The 19106-nt window shown below is 35.3% G+C and carries 22 protein-coding genes; 3 read left to right on the top strand and 19 right to left on the bottom strand.

Annotation, left to right across the window (positions count from 1 at the left end):
- Positions 1 to 286: 286 nt before the first annotated feature.
- The 10 genes from CGC49_RS10520 to CGC49_RS10480 form a co-directional block, all read right to left on the bottom strand.
- Positions 287 to 1699 carry a CCA tRNA nucleotidyltransferase gene (locus CGC49_RS10520; protein ID WP_042005647.1) on the bottom strand — a complete coding sequence of 471 codons (1413 nt, stop codon included), beginning with the start codon at positions 1697 to 1699 and terminating at the stop codon, positions 287 to 289.
- Positions 1700 to 1812: 113 nt separating this feature from the next.
- Positions 1813 to 2619, bottom strand: coding sequence for a 3-deoxy-8-phosphooctulonate synthase (gene kdsA / locus CGC49_RS10515; RefSeq protein WP_042005650.1), 807 nt, complete (start codon positions 2617 to 2619; stop codon positions 1813 to 1815).
- 4 nt (positions 2620 to 2623) lie between these two features.
- Positions 2624 to 2809, bottom strand: a complete 186-nt coding sequence (locus CGC49_RS10510) for a hypothetical protein (RefSeq protein WP_042005653.1) — start codon at positions 2807 to 2809, stop codon at positions 2624 to 2626.
- 11 nt (positions 2810 to 2820) lie between these two features.
- The gene (locus CGC49_RS10505) at positions 2821 to 3420 is read right to left on the bottom strand and encodes a MarC family protein (protein WP_042005655.1); all 600 of its coding nucleotides are present in this window, start codon (positions 3418 to 3420) and stop codon (positions 2821 to 2823) included.
- Positions 3421 to 4214: 794 nt separating this feature from the next.
- Positions 4215 to 4367, bottom strand: a complete 153-nt coding sequence (locus CGC49_RS11260; RefSeq protein ID WP_198540629.1) for a hypothetical protein — start codon at positions 4365 to 4367, stop codon at positions 4215 to 4217.
- Positions 4368 to 4378: 11 nt separating this feature from the next.
- Entirely contained in the window at positions 4379 to 5059 is a 681-nt protein-coding gene (locus CGC49_RS10500) for an ABC transporter ATP-binding protein (protein WP_042005658.1), read from the bottom strand.
- Positions 5060 to 5247: 188 nt separating this feature from the next.
- Positions 5248 to 6084, bottom strand: a complete 837-nt coding sequence (locus CGC49_RS10495) for an outer membrane beta-barrel protein (protein WP_042005660.1) — start codon at positions 6082 to 6084, stop codon at positions 5248 to 5250.
- Positions 6085 to 6178: 94 nt separating this feature from the next.
- Complete coding sequence (locus CGC49_RS10490) at positions 6179 to 7000, bottom strand: Cof-type HAD-IIB family hydrolase (protein ID WP_042005661.1); 822 nt, start codon at positions 6998 to 7000, stop codon at positions 6179 to 6181.
- A gap of 158 nt (positions 7001 to 7158) precedes the next feature.
- Positions 7159 to 7857, bottom strand: a complete 699-nt coding sequence (gene dapB, locus CGC49_RS10485) for a 4-hydroxy-tetrahydrodipicolinate reductase (protein ID WP_095912585.1) — start codon at positions 7855 to 7857, stop codon at positions 7159 to 7161.
- An 84-nt stretch (positions 7858 to 7941) separates the two neighbouring features.
- A complete protein-coding gene (locus tag CGC49_RS10480; RefSeq protein ID WP_095912584.1) occupies positions 7942 to 10662 on the bottom strand; it encodes a hypothetical protein in 2721 nt (906 codons plus the stop codon).
- 191 nt (positions 10663 to 10853) lie between these two features.
- Between CGC49_RS10480 and CGC49_RS10475 the strand changes: the two genes are divergently transcribed.
- The 3 genes from CGC49_RS10475 to CGC49_RS10465 all read left to right on the top strand — a co-directional run bounded on the left by CGC49_RS10475 (position 10854) and on the right by CGC49_RS10465 (position 12996).
- Complete coding sequence (locus tag CGC49_RS10475) at positions 10854 to 11555, top strand: IS1 family transposase (protein WP_095911610.1); 702 nt, start codon at positions 10854 to 10856, stop codon at positions 11553 to 11555.
- A 186-nt stretch (positions 11556 to 11741) separates the two neighbouring features.
- Positions 11742 to 12125: an START-like domain-containing protein gene (locus tag CGC49_RS10470; protein ID WP_042005667.1), complete on the top strand. Its 384-nt coding sequence runs from the start codon at positions 11742 to 11744 to the stop codon at positions 12123 to 12125.
- A 16-nt stretch (positions 12126 to 12141) separates the two neighbouring features.
- Entirely contained in the window at positions 12142 to 12996 is an 855-nt protein-coding gene (locus CGC49_RS10465; RefSeq protein WP_095912583.1) for an aminotransferase class IV, read from the top strand.
- Between the two features lie 92 nt (positions 12997 to 13088).
- On the opposite strand, the gene CGC49_RS10460 is transcribed toward CGC49_RS10465, so the two are convergent.
- The 9 genes from CGC49_RS10460 to CGC49_RS10425 all read right to left on the bottom strand — a co-directional run bounded on the left by CGC49_RS10460 (position 13089) and on the right by CGC49_RS10425 (position 19041).
- Positions 13089 to 13304, bottom strand: coding sequence for a hypothetical protein (locus CGC49_RS10460; RefSeq protein ID WP_042005672.1), 216 nt, complete (start codon positions 13302 to 13304; stop codon positions 13089 to 13091).
- A 58-nt stretch (positions 13305 to 13362) separates the two neighbouring features.
- Positions 13363 to 14316, bottom strand: coding sequence for a transketolase family protein (locus CGC49_RS10455; protein WP_095912582.1), 954 nt, complete (start codon positions 14314 to 14316; stop codon positions 13363 to 13365).
- A gap of 6 nt (positions 14317 to 14322) precedes the next feature.
- Positions 14323 to 14664, bottom strand: coding sequence for a DUF86 domain-containing protein (locus CGC49_RS10450; protein WP_095894331.1), 342 nt, complete (start codon positions 14662 to 14664; stop codon positions 14323 to 14325).
- Positions 14648 to 14959 carry a nucleotidyltransferase family protein gene (locus tag CGC49_RS10445; protein ID WP_018279063.1) on the bottom strand — a complete coding sequence of 104 codons (312 nt, stop codon included), beginning with the start codon at positions 14957 to 14959 and terminating at the stop codon, positions 14648 to 14650. The genes CGC49_RS10450 and CGC49_RS10445 overlap by 17 nt, the downstream gene beginning before the upstream one ends.
- 82 nt (positions 14960 to 15041) lie before the next feature.
- Positions 15042 to 15206, bottom strand: a complete 165-nt coding sequence (locus CGC49_RS11255; RefSeq protein ID WP_172919842.1) for a hypothetical protein — start codon at positions 15204 to 15206, stop codon at positions 15042 to 15044.
- 212 nt (positions 15207 to 15418) lie between these two features.
- Complete coding sequence (locus tag CGC49_RS10440) at positions 15419 to 15808, bottom strand: HU family DNA-binding protein (protein ID WP_095912581.1); 390 nt, start codon at positions 15806 to 15808, stop codon at positions 15419 to 15421.
- Positions 15809 to 15945: 137 nt separating this feature from the next.
- Positions 15946 to 17199 (bottom strand): pyridoxal phosphate-dependent aminotransferase, encoded by a 1254-nt coding sequence (locus tag CGC49_RS10435; protein ID WP_095912580.1) that lies wholly within the window; start codon positions 17197 to 17199, stop codon positions 15946 to 15948.
- Between the two features lie 79 nt (positions 17200 to 17278).
- On the bottom strand, positions 17279 to 18160 hold the full coding sequence (locus CGC49_RS10430; protein WP_042344409.1) for a mechanosensitive ion channel family protein: 882 nt from the start codon (positions 18158 to 18160) through the stop codon (positions 17279 to 17281).
- Between the two features lie 35 nt (positions 18161 to 18195).
- Positions 18196 to 19041 carry a transketolase gene (locus CGC49_RS10425; protein WP_095912579.1) on the bottom strand — a complete coding sequence of 282 codons (846 nt, stop codon included), beginning with the start codon at positions 19039 to 19041 and terminating at the stop codon, positions 18196 to 18198.
- Between the last annotated feature and the right edge of the window lie 65 nt (positions 19042 to 19106).

Raw genomic sequence — 19106 nt, 5'->3', positions numbered from 1 at the left:
TAATATGCAAAGGTAGAAAAATAATTAGAAATGCCAAAAAATAGTTTTTGGTTCATAAAGCAACGGTAGGAGATTTCGTAATTGTTTACGAGAAAGAGTTCTATATAGAAAACCTACCCAAATCACGAGTGAGTGAAATGGGAGAATTTACCTTTCATTATCTCTAAGGAATTGATCAACTTACAGTTTCGAGTGTAATGATATTTACGATAATGTAATTTGTAATTATACTCCTTGAATATGATTGAGTTAGAAGATGTATAAGTTTGTTGTTATACTTTATGATTTACTTTACTAAGTTCATTTTTTTTGCTTTTTCAAACATGAAATCTTTCGCCGCAGTGTAATCATTCGGGATTTTACCTTCCAAGATAGCTTCTTTGATAGCATCTTTAAGAATGCCTATTTCTCGTGAAGGTTTTAAGTTGAATACTTCCATGATTTCTTCCCCTGAAATAGGAGGTTGAAAGTTGCGAATGTGATCTTTTTCCTCTACTTCTACCACTTTTTGGCGTACTATCTGGAAATTGTCGCGATATTTTTTGATTTTTTTAGGGTTTTTCGTGGTAATATCAGCCTCACAAAGCGTCATCAAATCTTCAAAATCATCACCTGCATCAAAAACCAAGCGACGTACTGCTGAATCTGTTACGATATCCTCTGCAATTATGATAGGTCGTGAACTCATACGGACTATTTTCTGTACGTATTTCATTTTTTCGTTCAGAGGCATCCGCAGTCGTTTGAAAATTTGGTAAACCATTTTACTACCCAAAAACTCGTGTCCGTGGAATGTCCAACCAATTTTCTTGTCGAAACGCTTTGTGGGAGCCTTCCCCACATCGTGTAGTAATGCTGACCAACGTAGCCACAAATTATCGGTATTTTCGGCAATGTTGTCTACAACTTCAAGTGTATGCCAGAAATTGTCTTTATGGCGTTGCCCATCCTGTTCTTCAACCCCTTTTAAATCAATGAGTTCAGGAAGTATGTGATGTAGTAGCCCTGTTTCGTAAAGCAATTTCAGTCCTATGGAAGGTTTTGGTGAGGCTAGAATTTTGTTGAGTTCGTCTACGATACGCTCGTTGGAAATGATTCTCAAACGATCTTTGTTTCGAGCAATAGCTTGGAGAGATTCTTTTTCAATGGTGAAGCCTAATTGTGTTGCAAACCTAATAGCACGCATCATTCTGAGAGGGTCATCGGAATAGGTTATATCAGGGTCAAGTGGAGTTCGGATGATTTTATTCTCAAGATCAGAAAGACCATTGAAAGGATCAATAAGCTCACCAAAATTTGATTTTGAAAGTGATAATGCCATTGCATTAATGGTAAAGTCACGGCGATTTTGATCGTCTTTTAATGTACCACTTTCTACATAAGGTTTTCGAGAATTCGAGCTATAACTTTCTTTTCTTGCCCCTACAAATTCAATGTCTAGTCCGTCACATTTAATCATTGCTGTACCGAAATTTTTAAATATTGACACTTTTGGATTGTCAGGCAATTTTTCGGCTACTTTTTCCGCCAATGAAATCCCACTTCCAATAGAAACAATGTCAATATCTTTTGGAAGTTTGCGTTTGAGGATATAGTCCCTAACGAATCCACCAATGACATAACTTTCTAACGAAATTTCTTCAGAAATATCACTAATTAATGTAAAAATAGGATTTGAAAGAGCTTTTTCGTGATACATACTTATTCTTGTCGAGATTATCGACATATCTCATTTTATATTATTTTCTACTAAATTTTAGTTGCCAACTCAAGGACTTAATTGCAAACAGATACCAAGGCAGGTTAGTTTGACTACTCATTGAATGAATTGATTGTTTTTCGAATTGCTGTGAGCCTTGTTAAAAGTCCCTCAAGTAAGTCGAGGTGAAGCATATTTGCTCCGTCACTTTTAGCGTTGATAGGGTCGAAATGGGTTTCTATAAACAATCCATCAACGTTGTTTACAATAGCCGCACGAGCTATGGTTTCAATCATGTCAGGTCTGCCCCCAGTAACACCACTCGTTTGATTGGGTTGTTGTAGTGAATGTGTAACATCCATAATAACAGGTGCATAGCTTCGCATAGTTGGAATGCCTCTGAAATCAACTATCAAATCTTGATAGCCAAACATGGTTCCTCGATCAGTGATTAGAGCGTTATTATTTCCGCTGTCTTTTACTTTTTGTACGGCATGTTTCATGCTTTCAGGACTCATAAACTGTCCTTTTTTCAGATTTACGACCTTACCTGTTTTAGCGGCAGCAACTACTAAATCGGTTTGTCGAACCAAAAACGCAGGTATTTGAAGCACGTCCACATATTGAGCGGCTAATTCCGCATCGCTCACTTCATGAATGTCCGTAACTGTTGGTATTCCAAAAGTTTTACCTACCTTTTCAAGGATTCTTAACGCTCTTTCATCACCAATACCCGTGAAAGAGTCAATTCTACTGCGATTAGCTTTCTTGAAACTACCTTTAAATACATATGGTATATGTAATTTTTCTGTAATAGACACTATCTTCTCGGCAATTTTCATCGCCATATCCTCTCCCTCAATAGCACAAGGTCCTGCAAAAAGGAAGAAATTATTTTCTTTACTATTTAACTGAGCCATTTTTTTATTTTCGAATACGTTTTGCTACCAAAAATATCAACAACAGCAAAAAAGCTATCAAAGCTATTCCTGCCGAAATCAATGCAATAAAACTACGCCCCTCCAACGAATTGGAAAAATCAATCAGATAAATATTAACCCCGATGCTGATCACCGAAAGGATTAGTAGTATATAAATTAATATCCTCATTTTGAATGTTTTTAAAATAATGAAGCTACTCCCTCTGTAGCAAAGAGCCCTTTTATGTTGGTTGCAAATAATTTAACAGCAATGGCTAATAATATTACACCAAATATTTTGTGAATCACGCTGATACCTTGCTTACCTAATATTTTTTCTATCTTTTTTGAAGATTTTAGAACAAAATATACGAAAATAATATTAATAAGAATTCCTGCAATTATGTTTTCCACTTGGAATTCAGCTCGTAAGGACAAAACAGTGGTGAGAGATCCAGCACCTGCAACTAAGGGAAACGCCAACGGAACGATTGAAGCTGTTTGAGGTTCCTCGTCACGGTAAAGTGTTATTCCCAAAATCATTTCCAAAGCCAGAAAGAATAAAATAAAAGCACCCGCCACGGCAAAGGACTCTACTGTTACTCCAAAAAGGTTCAGAATCTCCTTTCCTAAAAATAAAAACAAAATTAGTAACAGTCCTGCTACAATAGCTGTTTTTTCTGATTGAATATGCCCCACTTTTTGGCGTAAATTAATGATTATCGGAATACTACCAATGATGTCAATCACAGCAAAAAGTACCATTGTAGCAGATATAATTTCTTTAATATCAAAATTCATCGGTTAATTTTTTGGCAAAAGTAGTAAAAAAAACTCTGAAGTAGAAGTGTTGTTACGTAGGATTATGGGTAAAAATTAATTTAACACTTTTATTCTTAGTTTAATTTATTGATTTTCATACAAAAAATACTTTATGTAAAGTGTTTGGTAAGTTATTTATTTTTCTATTCCACGTATGGAGAAAAGTGTAGTAAATGTCATTTTGTAGTAGGACGTTTTGTTTTTTCGTGAAAGTAACTAGTTACCTTTGCAATGTACCTGAAGTACTCGTTTATTGCAAAATAGGTTTAAGTTCATTTTCTAATTTAGTTTTTCAGTCGTTTAATTTATTTCTCATGAAAACGATAAAATACGCATACATTTTCTTGTTTTTTGTTTTTGTTTCTTGTCAGATACAAAATAGTGTAGATAAAATAGATGTTTTTTCTATTTTGGAAGAAAAAATTACGTCTATACAAGAAATAAAATCAGATTCTATTATCTTTCCTGCCGAGATTTATTCTTTCGGGTAGTGGATTGTCAGGATAAATCTTTCGAATTACTCTCAAAATATGTTTGATTTCATAAAAAATTATAAATTACAGATTATCAGTCGACACTTTCACTCAACCAAAGTCTTCTGAGATCTACTCCCATCGTAAAAAACGAAAAAACACTTTTTGACAGAGATTATTCCGCAGGGTTTCAAGGATTGTCTTTTTAAATCAAATTAGTTACAAAAAGAAACATCTGAAAAGTCAAAGATTTTTGGGCGAGAATGACAAACACTATCAAAAATGAACTTTTACTAGCTCTTATTTTTTAACTTTTTCTTTTTTTTGCTCGTAATTTTGTCTGAAATTCCTATTTTTTCGACTACTCAACTTTTTTCGGTTGTTTTTATTATTCCAAACAACCAATACAAAAGCGACAGCCAATCCGATGGTTACATAAATAAATAATTCCATGATTAATTACATTATTTTCGGGTGTCATTATCAATAAGTCCATCTCTCAAACGAATAATTCGATGTGCATGTTGAGCTATATCCTCTTCGTGAGTTACCAAAATGACGGTGTTTCCTTTGCTATGAATTTCGTCAAACAAGGCCATGATTTCATAGGAAGTCTTAGAATCTAAATTTCCAGTAGGCTCATCAGCTAAAATAATAGAAGGAGAATTTACCAAAGCTCTAGCTACAGCTACACGCTGTCGTTGCCCTCCGGAGAGTTCATTGGGCTTGTGCATCATGCGGTCACCAAGTCCAACAAGTTGAAGTACTTCTTTGGCTCTCTCACTACGTTTTTCTTTACCTACACCAGCATATACCATCGGTAAAGCAACATTATCCAAAGCCGTGGTTCGTGGCATTAAGTTAAATGTTTGAAATACAAAACCAATTTCTTTATTACGAATATCGGCAAGTTCCGCATCCGACATTTTACTCACATCTTTCCCGTTGAGAATGTATTCTCCCGATGTAGGTGTATCCAAACAACCTAAAATATTCATCAACGTGGATTTTCCAGAACCTGAAGGCCCCATAAGAGCAACATATTCACCTTTTTCAATGATTAAATCAATCCCCTTTAGTACGTGAAGAATTTCACTACCCAATTTGAAATCACGTCTTATATCCTTTATTCTTAGTAAACTCATTAGTTAAAATTTGAAATAATAAAGCTACAGGCAAATATACTACTTTTTTTAAAAACTTTGCATAAATGAAAACAGCTTTAAAAATAAAAAAACTTCGGAAAGTTATCTAACTGAATGTTAGAAACTTCCCGAAATTGTTAATAGCTAAATCCTCTTCTGTATTCAAAAAATCAGCTAAAAAATATTTCTTATAACGTGTATGTCAATCCAAAATTAACTCCTATTGATGAGTAAGGCGCTGCAGGTGGATTTTTATCAGACCAATCGTATTCTTGTTCAATAAGTGGTAATAATGATTGGAAAGTAGCCCCAGCAGGAGTCTGAGCCATGGCTGTTGCCATTGTTTTAAATTGCTCATAAGAAATTGATTTGCCCGCAATAGTTGCTGAAAAATTATCCAATTTTGATGTTTTTCTACCTACATTGACCATTAGATATTCCCCTTCAACAAAAAGTGAAACATTATCACTGAGTTTAAGTCTGTATCCCAAACCTCCTATAAAACCAAAAGGAACTTTTCCGTGAAAATCAGTTTGGAAATCAACTTTTAAAGGGACCATAGGTATGAAAGAACTTGATGGAGTATGTGGTATTCCAGGAATTGTTGCATTTAAACTGGTAAAACTTTCTGTTTTTCCACCAATTTTGGTAACACCTCCTGCCCTTAGATATATATTTTCAGTCACATTAAATACTGCCGATAGCGAAGCTCCAAAAGCTCTTCCACGTGCTTTCATATCCACCAAAGGAGATTTGTTTGTTTTAACATCTTCTCCGTGTAGGTATCCTACAGATAACTCGACTCCTAAACGTTTTGTAAAAAAATAACCTCCTCGCAATTGTGTCTGAAGACCAGCTCCGTAGCTCCCTTTTAATTCGCTTACACCACTTGCCGTTACTTCACGTCCAACCACTTTTTTGTTGGCTTCAAATCCATAACCTCCGCTAACAGAAATGTACGCTTGTCCATAAACCGCTGTCATTCCGAAAAGTAAGGTTACTACTGTTAAAAAACTTTTTCTCATTTTTGTAATATATTTTTTGCAAACATATAAAAATAAATAATATCTGCAAAATTTATGTTACAACGAAACCTACTTTTTTGTGAAAAAATATCCATTAACTGTGAAAAAAAGAAGCTAAATACCGTGCAACTCCATCTTCTTTATGATGAAATGTAACTCCATAAGCTATTTTTTTCACCTCCTGACGTGCATTTCCTACGGCAATTCCATATTTTACCCCTTGAAGCATTTCCAAATCATTATAATTATCACCAAAAGCCATTGATTCATCCAACGTAAATGGATATTTATGTTCCAAAAGCACTCGAATACCTGTCAATTTTGACACTTTTAAGTCAGAAACTTCGATATACGTATCTTTAGCACGATAAATATGTAAATTTTGTCCAAATTGTGAGTTTAATATAGTGAACATCTCCTCAATCAGCATAGCATCCCCCATTAACATAATTTTATGAGCTCCTATATTTTGTTCCTTCCAATCGGTAATAACTTGAGAATTTGAACGTATTTCTGGAGTAGTTTTCGTATTGTTTTCCTCACGTTGAGCCCAAAAATCATAGTCAGGTACATACCATAAATCATTATGATACAAACTAATATGTATCTTGCCGTTAAACTGTTGTTCATTGAGTTGGACAATTTGCTCAACCAGAGTGATATCTATTTCAGTGGAATGAAGTACCTGACCATCATCGGACAATACCAAAGCTCCATTGTACGCTATCATAGGATAATCAATGGTTTTCAACAAATTTTGTAAATAACGCATCTGCCGAGGCATTCGTGAAGAAACCAATATAAAAGGTACCGTGTCTTTCAAGCGATTAACTTCATAAATAGTTGATTCAGAAATAGTTCTTTCACCATTAAGTAGCGTTCCATCAACATCTGAAAATATAATTTTGCAATCCATTTTAGTTGTTTAATTTTTTGTATATTCTTCTTTACTATGCGATTATCTACTGTGCTTATTTGTTGCACCTTTATGGTTCATCTTCTTAATTTATTCCTATATTTTTATGTATTATAGATAGATTCTATTTGAAATACACAAACCTAATTATTAACACATTACACTCCCAAAACATCACTCATAGAGAAAACTCCTTTTTTGTCTACGATCCATTCGGCAGCAAGTACGGCTCCAAGAGCAAATCCATTCCGATTATGGGCTGTGTGTTTTATTTCAATGGTATCAACTTCACTTTCATAGATTATCGTATGCGTTCCTGGTACGTTTTCAATACGTTTCGCCTTTATTGGGATCTCATTTTTTGGGGCAGTATCTAATTTCCATCCCGTTTTATCTGATTTTTCTATGATCCCTTCTGCCAGAGTAATTGCGGTACCACTGGGTGCGTCTAATTTTTGTGTATGATGAATTTCTTCAATGGAAACAGCATACTCTTTACGTGAAGCCATCAACTTAGCCAAGGTTTTATTGAGAGCAAAGAACACGTTGACGCCCACACTAAAATTTGAAGCATATAAGAAAGTTCCTTGATTTTCAGCACACATTGCTACGGCTTTATCATAATCTTTCAACCAACCTGTGGTTCCTGCAACTACGGGAACTCGGTGCTTAATACAATTACTGATATTGTTAAATGCACTGTCAGGCGTACTAAATTCAATTGCTACATCAACAGTAGAAACATCGTAAACCGCATCCGCACTATCAATTTTCAAAACTATTTCGTGTCCTCTTTCTAAAGCTATTTTTTCAATGGTTTTTCCCATTTTACCGTATCCAAGAAGTGCTATTTTCATAATATGGTCATATTTTGGTCATTAAGATTCTGAACTACAAAAGTACACCTTTACAAATAATATCAAAAGTTTTAGAAATATATTTTAGTATATTTCCAAAATTCGCTCTTCGTCAAAGCCTCCTTCAACAGAAAAAACAATTGTATATTCTCCTTTTGGCAAATAAACCCTTCCATCAGAAGCTGTTTCTAAAGAAATACGTTTGGCAACTCGTTCAAACATCACCTTCCCTACCGATGAAATGGTCATGTCGTACGGAATGTAATTAAATCCTTTTGAGGTCTTGTAGGTAAATGATTGTAAAGTTACTTTTCCTTTCATAATTTTGATTTGCAACTTCATCTCTTTGGACGCAAAAACTTCAAAATGGGTTATTGGCAATTCAGCAGATTCCCAATCACTCCAAGTATTCCCCCAACGATTAGAATGTTCAACCCGAACTTTTTCTCGTAGCGGAAAGAAATCTTGTGCAACAATTGCAACACGAAGCGGTTGAATTACCTCAAGTGATGATTTGAATACCCCATATCCTGCCGTGGACACTAAAATCTCACTCGTACCATCGTTAATAAATACATCTAAGATACCTGTCGCTGGTAAACTTCCAAAAGAGTGCCAACTCTCCCCTAAATTGAAAGAAACATATAACCCACTATCAGTACCTAAATAAATAATTTGCTCATTTTTAGGATCTTCCTTAACGATATTAATACGTCCATCGGGCAAATTGCTACGAAGTTCAGTCCACGTAACTCCCTGATCTTCACTCATAAATATCAGAGGCTCTGGATTCGTTTTGTTAGGGTGAGAAAAGGTTGCAAACACACGTTTTTGATGATGTTTAGACGCAACTAAATTATTAACTTTAAATGCATTAGAGTTAGAATACATGCTTTGCCATGTAGTCCCTCCATTGCCGGTTATATGAATCGTACCGTCGTCGCTACCTACATAGAGCAATCCAACACTCAAAGGCGATTCGGCAATAGCTGAAATAGTAGCATAAATATCGTTCCCTTTTTTCGAACCAATAGTCAAATCTTCAGAAATAGTACGCCAATTTTGTCCTCTATCTGATGAAAAACGCATTTTATTACTTCCTACATATAGTACATCACTGTTGTGCTGAGAAACCAATAAAGGAGTCTGTTTACCAAAACGTAAAGGGGCTTTATTTTCTGAAGTATATAAAGACTTCAAGCGTAAAAAAGTATTCTTTTCTACATTATAACGATAAAAAATACCATTTCCACTGCCTACATATATATCGTTTTCAGAGCCAAAAAGCTGTCGCTGTGATGATATTTTTGTCCAAATATTATTTTTACTCATAAAAACACCTTGCTCACTGGCTAAAAACAGCGATTTTTGATGCTTATCATATCCTATCTTAGTGAATGAAACAGATTGAGGCACATTCCTAAAAATCCAATCTTTACCTTGAGTATATGAAATTGCTAAACCTTTTTTAGACGTTGCGTAAAGCGTATTATTTCGATAATAAATCTTTTCAAAACTATCGTCGAGAGAAACGTTATGTTTACTTTGCCACGACTTTCCCCCATCAAGAGATTCCAATAAAGGATAAGCCCCAATAAAAAGATGCTTATCATTATTAGGATCAACAGTAATAGCTCCAAACTGGTTTCCATTTTGATAAAAAACATCTTCCAAAGGTTGAGAATGTGTTTTTTGCCATGTTTTTCCACCATCGGAAGTTACATAAACCTCAGCTCCTATGACTTCCTGTTGACGAATTCCCAAAAAAATCATCAACCGAGCAGGTGAAGTTATTTCAGCCGAAATCATATCTTTCAGATTTTGAGCAGTATATTTTTTATCTTGCCCTATGGCATGTAAAAAAGCATTGAGTTTATTGTCATCTAAATTTAAAAAATCTGTTTTATTCATTGCTTCGAAATCGCGTTCCAATAAATGTATATTGGTTATTTTAGCAAGATTCCGAGTGGCTACAGACCTTGTTTTTGAACCTCTATTATCCACCACTGCATAGACCTTCTCATCACCATGAGCAGCTAATCCTATTTTACCGATAAAGTTGCCACTCAAAAATCCATCTGTAGACACCTTTGACCACGAAGTCCCAAAATCTTCACTCTTATAAACAGCACTCATACTTCCGTAAGAAATTGATTTCCAAGTGGTAGATTCGTCATGCCACACCGAAGCAAATAGTGTTTGCCCATTAGGAGTGTCTATAATTTGGCTAACACCTGCTCTATTTCCAACAAACAAGCTATGTTGCCACGTTTTGCCTTCATCCGAAGTTTTGAAAACACCTCGTTTTTCATCTGCATCAAACGGATTTCCCAAAACTGCAACCACTACTTCATCCGTATTCCGAGGGTTTATGTGAACAGATTCAATGGTTTTAAATTCGGGCAATCCACCAAAAAACCATGAGTTACCTTTATCCTTTGAAGTAAAAAGTCCATAGGGAGTTGCCACCCAAATAATACCTTTACCCCAATGCACAGCAAAAGTTTTTATCTGTTGTGTAGGCTGATTTTGAAAGATATTTTCATAAGTAATCCCTGCATCTTTACTGAGCCATAATCCGCCCGAAGCAGGTGCCACCATCCATTCCAATGGATTATCCTTCCGAATATCAAAATGGTTGATTTGATTACCTATTTCAGGGGTATATATTCTTTCAAATGGGACATTTTTGACCCATGAATTCTGATCCAATTCATTTTTTTGTTGAACAGCCAAAGGAAGAGATTCTTGTGCTAAACTACACAATGAAACGCTCAGTAATCCTATTAAAAAATATTTTTTCATCCTATAAAATTAATCCAAGTTTTTGTTTGTTACTATAAAAATACGGAGTGACCTTCAACATCGGCTGAAAGTTTTATACCGCAGAATACCACTATTAGAGGTGTTGCAAAATTAAAAATTATGGTCGTGTTTTAAAAAGTATGATGGTATAAAAATTTGACAATCAGGGAATAAAGTTGTATTTTTGTTGAATGCTAATAACAATTAAACTCCATTGCCCCAATTGTCAAAGCACAAAGATAGTCAAAAATGGGAATAAAAAGAACAAAAAACAAAACTATCTTTGCAAAACCTGTAAACGCCAATTTATCGGCGATCATAATCTGACCTACAAAGGTTGGGCTTCGCATATTGCTGCGAAAATTCTCTTGCTTTTGGCAAGAAATGTAGGTATTCGTGATATTGCTGAAATTGAAAAAGTTAGCATCAAAAAAGTACTTTCGGTTTTGGTAAATTTCAATCGAGAAATCAAACCCAAACAAAACAAATACAAATCGTTACAAGTTGATGAACTTTGGACTTTTGTGGGAAAAAAGAAGAATAAAAAGTGGTTGATTTATGCTTATTCTGCTGAAACAAAGGAAATTGTAGCGTGGGTATGGGGCAAACGAAACATAAAAACAGCCCAAAAACTTCGTGAGAAATTGAAGAAATTGGGCGTTAGTTTTGATGAGATTTGTACAGACAATTGGGAAGCTTTTGCGTCTGTTTTTCAAGAATATACACATAAAGTAGGTAAAAAATACACTACTGATATTGAAGGAAACAACACACTTTTGAGACATCGGATACGCCGAGCGGTGAGGAAAACTTGTTGTTTTTCAAAAAAGTTTGAAAACCATATAAAAGCCTTTGAAATTGTGTTTTTCTACATCAATTTTGGGTGGATTTGAGTATCATACTTTGGGAAACACTACCAAAATTATTTTATTACGATAAAAAATAAATCGGTAAAAGATTGAAAGTGTGATTGAAATCACCGTGTCTACACAAAAATCACAAAATTAAATGTTAAAAAGTTGGTATATTAAATTAAAAGACATATATTGCCCTCATTAATATCTTATCACATAAACAACATGCAGAAAAAGGTAAAATATGAAATGGAATTTGTCATTCAGGTTTCTCCACAAATGCTGTATCAGTATATTTCCACACCTTCTGGACTTTCGGAATGGTATGCTGACGATGTAAATTCAAGAGGTGAGATTTATACTTTTATTTGGGATGACACTCAGGAAAAAGCCCGATTACTTCGCAAAAAAATGGATGAATCAATCAAATTCCGTTGGTTAGACTGCGGTGACGACTCTTATTTTGAACTAAAAATTATGGTCGATGAATTAACTCAAGATGTTTCATTAGTCGTGGTAGATTTTGCCGAACCCAATGATTTGGAAGAATCTAAAATGTTGTGGGAAAACCAAGTAACCGAACTTCGACACGCCTTAGGTACTGCTTAGAATTAATTATAACTATATGAAAATAAACTACAACGGGACATTTCTATCTTCCGAGGAACTTATTTTGTCATGTGAAAACAGAGGTTTCAAATATGGCGATGCTGTTTTCGATACTGTTAAATATACTAATCAAAAATTAGTCTTTTGGGAGGAACACTACCTACGATTAATGGCAGGTATGCGTATCCTACGAATGGAAATTCCTATGAATTTTACTTTAGAATTTCTTGAAAATGAAATTCTAAAAACATTAAATATCAATGAATTAAACAACACCCCCACACGAGTTAGGATGACCGTGTCTCGAAAAAATGGCGGACTTTACACTCCCCATACAAATGATGTTGACTACCTCATCGAAGTACATCCTATCTCGTCTATTTTCTATGAATTGCATGAAACACCCTACGAGGTAGAACTTTTTAAAGATTTTTACCTACAACCTGATTTATTAGCTAATGTAAAACACACGAATCGGATTATTAATATCATAGGAAGTGTTTTTACCAAAGAAAACGACTATCAAAATTGCATCTTACTGAACAGTAACAAGAATGTTGCAGGAGCATTGAACGGTAACTTGTTTATGGTGGAAGGTAATAAACTCAAAACTCCTCCCCTAACCGACGGTTGCATCAATGGTATTACTCGGAAAGTACTTCTTAATTTGCTAAAAAAAATCCCTGAATTTGAAGTTATTGAAACATCAATTTCTCCTTTCGAACTACAAAAAGCGGATGAACTTTTTATCACAAATAGTATCATAGGAATTCAACCTATCACAAAATATCGAAAAAAAACATACACTAACTTAGTGGCTAAAAGCCTTATCGGAAAACTCAATACAGCCGCTCGATTTGGTGTAAGTTAATAAAATTCTTTCGCAAAATGTACCAATTTAAAATAAACGGGCTGAGGGTATTAACTCTCAGCCCGTTTATGACTTCAATAAATTAGTGATGTTTATTTTTTTCTTGATAAAAGAACTATACCTCCAACAAGAGCAGCTACACCAAGACCTAAATAAACGTACCCCATTGTTTTAGAGTCTTTGTCTTCAGCTTTAATTTCAAACCCTGCTAACTCTATTCCTTTTGAGCTATCATCAATTACTTGATAACCTTTATAACCGCCGAAAATACCGACAATCAATAATACAATTGCAAAAATCTTCTTCATAACATATTTTCTTACTTGTTCAGTCGCAAAGTTAAAAAGTATAAACTTAAAAAACAAACTATTTACGTTTTAATACTTTTTCTACAGCTTTTAGTACGCCATCTTTGTCGAGTCCGTATTTTTTCATTAGCTGGGAAGGTGTTCCTGATTCTCCGAATGTGTCATTCACCGCTACGAATTCTTGTGGAATAGGGAACCTTTGTGTAAGTACACGAGCTACGCTTTCGCCCAATCCTCCATAGTAATTGTGTTCCTCACAAGTAACGATACATTTGGTTTTCTTTACGGAATTTAAAATAATTTCCTCGTCCAAAGGCTTGATAGTATGAATGTTAATTACTTCAGCGGAAATACCTTGCTTTTCCAATTCATCGGCAGCAAGTAAGGCTTCCCAAACCAAATGTCCTGTAGCAACAATAGTTACATCTTTCCCTTCTGTGAGAAGAATACCTTTTCCGATTTCGAATTTTTGGTCTTCCGGAGTAAAATTTGCTACAGTCGGACGCCCGAAACGTAAGTAAACCGGACCTTGATAATCAGCGATGGCAATAGTAGCCGCCTTGGTTTGATTATAATCACACGGATTGATAACTACCATTCCGGGAAGCATTTTCATCAGACCGATGTCTTCTAAAATTTGGTGTGTTGCTCCATCTTCCCCCAAGGTAAGTCCTGCGTGTGAAGCACAAATCTTTACATTTTTGCCCGAATATGCAATCGACTGACGGATTTGGTCATACACCCTTCCGGTTGAAAATGCGGCAAATGTACCCGTAAACGGAATTTTTCCTCCTATGGTAAGTCCTGCTGCGATGCCCATCATATTGGCTTCTGCAATACCAATTTGGAAGAAACGCTCAGGGTTTTCTTCAATAAACTTCTCCATTTTGAGCGACCCGATAAGGTCAGCACAAAGTGCCACTACGTTAGGATTGGTACGCCCAAGCTCAGCCAATCCCGCCCCGAAGCCGCTTCGAGTATCCTTTTTTCCTGTGTCTGTATATTTCATAATCGTATTTTATTCATTTTTAATTAATAATTTTATTTCTTCTTTCAGTGAAGGAATGTTTTTGATGACTATCCCCCAAATGATTTCGTCCTGAATATTATCGTAAGCGTGTATAATTTGGTTGCGTAATCCAACGATATTTCTTGCATTAGTAATTTCTGTATTTGGTGCTACTTTTAATATTCGATTTACAGCTTCGCCTATAATTTCTAAGTCTCTTTCAATGGCACGTTTCAACATTCCATTACTTGAAAAGTAATCAAAATCCTTAGGATTTTCATCAAAATACGACTCAATTTCTTCTATAGCTGTAAGAATATCATAAAGCCATTTATTAACTTGCTTCGGCATAAATAAGTTGTTTTGTTTTATTTATTTCTTCTATAAAGTAAGGATTTTTCAAGGATTTTTCGGTAACTAAATCTACTTTCCGATTGAAAATACCTTGCAAAACAAACAATAAATCGAAATAATTATCGGCATAATCAAGTAAATCAATAGGCTGAAATACCACTAATAAATCAATATCACTTGACTGCTTAGAAAAATCCTCCCGAGTTACTGAACCAAAGGCATATAAAGAACTTACTTTGTATTTCTTACAAGCCGCTACAATATCCTCTTGATGTTTTTGTATTTCTTTCATTGTTATATTAAAAGACTTTATTTGTCCTTTATAATTATATATGTTATTTACAAAAAATCATTATACAAATGAGAACTAAAACTTAATATCCATTGGCAGAGTTTCTCCGTTTCCTTACTTTTGTTTTGCTCTTTTCTTTCAACCATTGTACTTGTTTCCGAGCTTCTTCTAAGGTAACAGGCGATTGTTTGGATAGATTCTCCATACTTAACCTTGCTCTTTCTTGAAAGGATATTTTGTAACTCATTTTTAATCATTTGTATTTATTATTGAACATAAAAAACAATCAAACTTACAACTTAAACATATAAGTTATATATTTTATATATAAAACTTAGTCAACTTGTATATATATTTTCAGAAACTTATATATACTTTTTTGATAAGATATATACATATAATTTTAATAATATATCTATCTGTATAACAACAAATCTATACTTCTTTCCGAAAAGAAAACTATTTTTTATATTTTTCGTACTTGATAACGCGTTGCATTTCCTTTAAATCCACTCCGGGTGTAAACTGAATTTTATTGCTTTTAATTAAAGCAGGATTAAATTTCTCCGAGGATTCTGCACCTTCACTTGAGATAGTAATTCTGAAACTCCCGAAGTCGCCTAACCGAACGATACGTCCTTCCGAAAGATGTTTTACTAATACTTTGGTCAAATCATTTAATACTGCTAAAACATCTGTGTCCGACACGGTTGATGAACCTGTCGCAATTTCTTTAGCAAGAGCACGGAAAGATATTTCGCCGTCTGCTTTTGCACTTGCATAAAATTTAGGTTTAGCTTCTTTGTCTAAAAGGTTTTTTCTTTCTACGATATTGTATTTTACTGCCATAATAATAAGTTTTTTAAAGTTTATAATATATATAAGATGTGATGATTTTAGTTGAGATTTGAAACCAATAAGCGGAGCAAAGTCTGATTTTATGCTTTTTTTCGTTGAAAACTTTGCTCCGTTTGATTGTTGTTTTTCTATTTCAATTCGCTTAAGGCTTTCTCTAATCTTGGGAGAACGTCCTTAATATCTTGCAACGAACATCCGCCCGCCGAAGCTCTAAACCAAGGCATTGTTCGGCTATTTCCAAAGGCAGAAAACGGAACTAATGCCATTCCTGCTTCCTTAATCAGATAGAAAACCAAGTCGGTTGTATCGTTAAGTTTGTCGCCTTTCGGTGTAGTTTTCCCAACATAATCCAACTGAATGGTCAAATACAAAGCTCCCATCGGACGAATACTCTCCACCGCATATCCTTTTTGTTTCAATACTTGAATGCCTTCGTGCAGGGTTTCTAAACTATGTTTTATCTTCCCTTTGAAATCATTTACGAACGCGTCAACCGCTTTTGTGTTAGTAAGGAACTGAGCCATCGCCTGTTGTTCAGGTTTTGGAGCCCACGCCCCAACGTGTGTAAGTAGAGCCGCCATCTTTCCGATGATTTCCGAAGGACCAAAAGCCCAGCCCACGCGAACGCCCGTAGCCGCAAAACATTTGGAAGAACCGTCGATAAATATGGTATAAGGCTTCATCTCAGGGACCAAACTTACCGGATTAAAGTGTTTTTCTCCGAAGGTAAGCATCGCATAAATTTGGTCATACATCAAGTAAAGGGGCTTTTCGTCGGCTCCACGTTTGCGGTTTTCTTCCACAATAAGTTCGCAAATTTCTCTGAGTTGATGCTCGGAAAACATCGTTCCTGTCGGATTAAGTGGCGAACAAAGTGCTAACAGAACGGCATCTTTCAGGTGCGGACGTAGCTCTTCCGCCGTAGGTAAGAAGTTATTTTCAGGCTTAACTTCCAGTTCTATTTTCTGAGCAGAATTCAAATACGAATAGTGATTGTTGTTCCACGAAGGTACAGGATAAATCACTTTATCGCCCTCATCTACAATGGTTTTAAAGGTTGCGTAAATCAACGGACGCGAACCTCCCGCGATAAGAATATCTTTCGCCGAGTACTCCAATGCGTAACGTTGTTTGAGGTCTTTTGAAACATTTTCCCGAAGCGAAAGGATACCACTCGCAGGAGGATAGTTCGTAAGATTGTCGGCATACGCTTGTTGAATCCCTTTTTTAAGCTCATTGGGAATGGGATAAATATTCGAATCCAAATCCCCAATGGTTAAATTTGTGATTTTTTCGCCCTTGGCTTTGAGATCGTTTACTTCGTTTCCAATCTTTACAATCTCAGAACCGATTAAATTTTGTGCTAATTTTGATACTTTCATAATGTTTTTACATTAAAATTTATTCAATGAAAACTAAGTTTTTTTATATTTTTATGTTTCTGTTATAAACATCTAATGTTTAAAGTTGCTTTGAGTTTTCTAAGCCCGAACGGATATGAATGTCACGTTGCGGGAAAGGTATTTCGATGTCATGTTTAGCGAATTCCTCAAAAATAATGTAATACAATTCACTTTTGAGTACTACAGGTTTCTGTATGTAAGTAGATGTCCATACAACTAATTCAAAATTGAGGGAATTATCTCCATACTCTACAAACCAAAGAGCAGGAGCAGGTTCTTTAAGTACCCCATGGTGATCATTAGCTATCTTTAGAACGATATCTTTAACTTTTTGCGGATTTTCTTTGTAAGAGACCCCAATCGGATAATGAAAACGAACCAATCTATCATTGTGCGACCAATTGGTTACATTGCCATTAATAAACTGAGAATTAGGTACAATTACCGAAATATTATCATTTGTGATGATTCTGGTGGAACGCATAGAAATAGCGACTACATCTCCTGAAATATCCCCCACTTGGATTCTATCACCTACCTTTATAGGTCGTTCAAACAAAATGATGATTCCTGAAATGAAATTATTAGTTATATTCTGTAAACCAAATCCCAAACCGACCCCCAAAGCTCCTAAAAGCCAACTAAACGCTCCTAATTCAAACCCTGCTGATTTAAAAATGAATAAGAATCCAAAGACTAAAATTAAGTATCTGATAATAGTAACAATAGCCGACCGATTTCCTCTCTCAGCAATACGAGTAGCAAAAAACCTGTATTCCAAAAAATGAGTCAGCCTTTTAGCCAGAAACACGAGTAGTACACTCGACACAATCAAATACACCAAAGTTAGTAACGTGAAAGTGCTACCTTTAATATCAAAGATAACAAAGTTCATTACTCCTTTCAGTTTTTCTAAAAAATCGAATGTTGTTTCTTTCATTTCAAATAGAAGTCATATAAATTATGGTGAGGTTTTTAGTAATCCCCTAATGTTTCAGGATTTTGTGCGAGAGCTTTGGCGAGTTGTTCATCATTCGGAGCTTTTCCGTGCCAAGCGTGAGTTCCCATCATAAAATCAACACCATTGCCCATTTCGGTATGTAAAAGCACACATACAGGTTTTCCTTTGCCTGTCAATGATTTGGCTTTTTTCATTCCTTCCAAAACAGAAGTGATGTTGTTTCCTTTCTCAATATCAATTACTTGCCAACCAAAGGCTTCAAATTTAGCACGTAAATCACCTAAAGGCAGAACGTTATCCGTGCTTCCGTCGATTTGCTTTTTGTTGTAATCAACAGTAGCAATCAGGTTATCAACACCTTTTCCTCCAGCATACATTGCAGCTTCCCAGATTTGTCCTTCTTGCAATTCGCCATCACCATGAAGAGTGTACACCAAATGTGTATCGCCGTTGAGCTTTTTGGTCAGTGCTGCTCCAATCCCAACTGAAAGCCCTTGTCCTAAAGATCCTGAAGCAATACGAACGCCTTCCAATCCTTCGTGTGGCGTTGGGTGTCCTTGCAAACGAGAATTTAGCAAACGAAACGTGTTTAATTCGCTAATAGGAAAATAACCTCTTCGAGCTAAAACGCTGTAAAATACAGGGGAAATATGCCCGTTTGAAAGGAAAAAGAGATCTTCATTTTTGCCATCCATCTCAAAATTGGTGTTGATTTCCATCAATTCGTTATAGAGGCAAACTAAAAATTCAGTACAACCTAACGAACCGCCCGGGTGTCCTGAATTTACCTTGTGAACCATTCTTAAAATATCTCTACGCACCTGCGTAGTAAGGTCTGTTAACTGTTGAATATTTGACATTATTTATCGTTTTTGTATTTCTCGACAAATATAGTTTTTTTCATGGTTTATGCAAAAAGATTTAG

This window comes from Capnocytophaga sp. H4358 (assembly GCF_002302515.1).
Taxonomy (GTDB): domain Bacteria; phylum Bacteroidota; class Bacteroidia; order Flavobacteriales; family Flavobacteriaceae; genus Capnocytophaga; species Capnocytophaga canis.
This window is presented reverse-complemented; position numbering and strand designations above follow the sequence as displayed.

Coding starts and splice junctions, on each gene's coding strand:
- CGC49_RS10520 (WP_042005647.1), bottom strand. CDS start 1,699: ATGTATCACGAAAAAGCTCTTTCAAATCCTATTTTTACATTAATTAGT.
- CGC49_RS10505 (WP_042005655.1), bottom strand. CDS start 3,420: ATGAATTTTGATATTAAAGAAATTATATCTGCTACAATGGTACTTTTT.
- CGC49_RS10425 (WP_095912579.1), bottom strand. CDS start 19,041: ATGTCAAATATTCAACAGTTAACAGACCTTACTACGCAGGTGCGTAGA.
- CGC49_RS10490 (WP_042005661.1), bottom strand. CDS start 7,000: ATGGATTGCAAAATTATATTTTCAGATGTTGATGGAACGCTACTTAAT.
- CGC49_RS10450 (WP_095894331.1), bottom strand. CDS start 14,664: ATGCCGAAGCAAGTTAATAAATGGCTTTATGATATTCTTACAGCTATA.
- CGC49_RS10440 (WP_095912581.1), bottom strand. CDS start 15,808: ATGGCAGTAAAATACAATATCGTAGAAAGAAAAAACCTTTTAGACAAA.
- CGC49_RS10430 (WP_042344409.1), bottom strand. CDS start 18,160: ATGAAAGAAACAACATTCGATTTTTTAGAAAAACTGAAAGGAGTAATG.
- CGC49_RS10465 (WP_095912583.1), top strand. CDS start 12,142: ATGAAAATAAACTACAACGGGACATTTCTATCTTCCGAGGAACTTATT.
- CGC49_RS10460 (WP_042005672.1), bottom strand. CDS start 13,304: ATGAAGAAGATTTTTGCAATTGTATTATTGATTGTCGGTATTTTCGGC.
- CGC49_RS11260 (WP_198540629.1), bottom strand. CDS start 4,367: ATGGAATTATTTATTTATGTAACCATCGGATTGGCTGTCGCTTTTGTA.
- dapB (WP_095912585.1), bottom strand. CDS start 7,857: ATGAAAATAGCACTTCTTGGATACGGTAAAATGGGAAAAACCATTGAA.
- CGC49_RS10475 (WP_095911610.1), top strand. CDS start 10,854: ATGCTAATAACAATTAAACTCCATTGCCCCAATTGTCAAAGCACAAAG.
- CGC49_RS10470 (WP_042005667.1), top strand. CDS start 11,742: ATGCAGAAAAAGGTAAAATATGAAATGGAATTTGTCATTCAGGTTTCT.
- CGC49_RS11255 (WP_172919842.1), bottom strand. CDS start 15,206: ATGAGTTACAAAATATCCTTTCAAGAAAGAGCAAGGTTAAGTATGGAG.
- CGC49_RS10500 (WP_042005658.1), bottom strand. CDS start 5,059: ATGAGTTTACTAAGAATAAAGGATATAAGACGTGATTTCAAATTGGGT.
- CGC49_RS10435 (WP_095912580.1), bottom strand. CDS start 17,199: ATGAAAGTATCAAAATTAGCACAAAATTTAATCGGTTCTGAGATTGTA.
- CGC49_RS10480 (WP_095912584.1), bottom strand. CDS start 10,662: ATGAAAAAATATTTTTTAATAGGATTACTGAGCGTTTCATTGTGTAGT.
- CGC49_RS10495 (WP_042005660.1), bottom strand. CDS start 6,084: ATGAGAAAAAGTTTTTTAACAGTAGTAACCTTACTTTTCGGAATGACA.
- CGC49_RS10445 (WP_018279063.1), bottom strand. CDS start 14,959: ATGAAAGAAATACAAAAACATCAAGAGGATATTGTAGCGGCTTGTAAG.
- kdsA (WP_042005650.1), bottom strand. CDS start 2,619: ATGGCTCAGTTAAATAGTAAAGAAAATAATTTCTTCCTTTTTGCAGGA.
- CGC49_RS10510 (WP_042005653.1), bottom strand. CDS start 2,809: ATGAGGATATTAATTTATATACTACTAATCCTTTCGGTGATCAGCATC.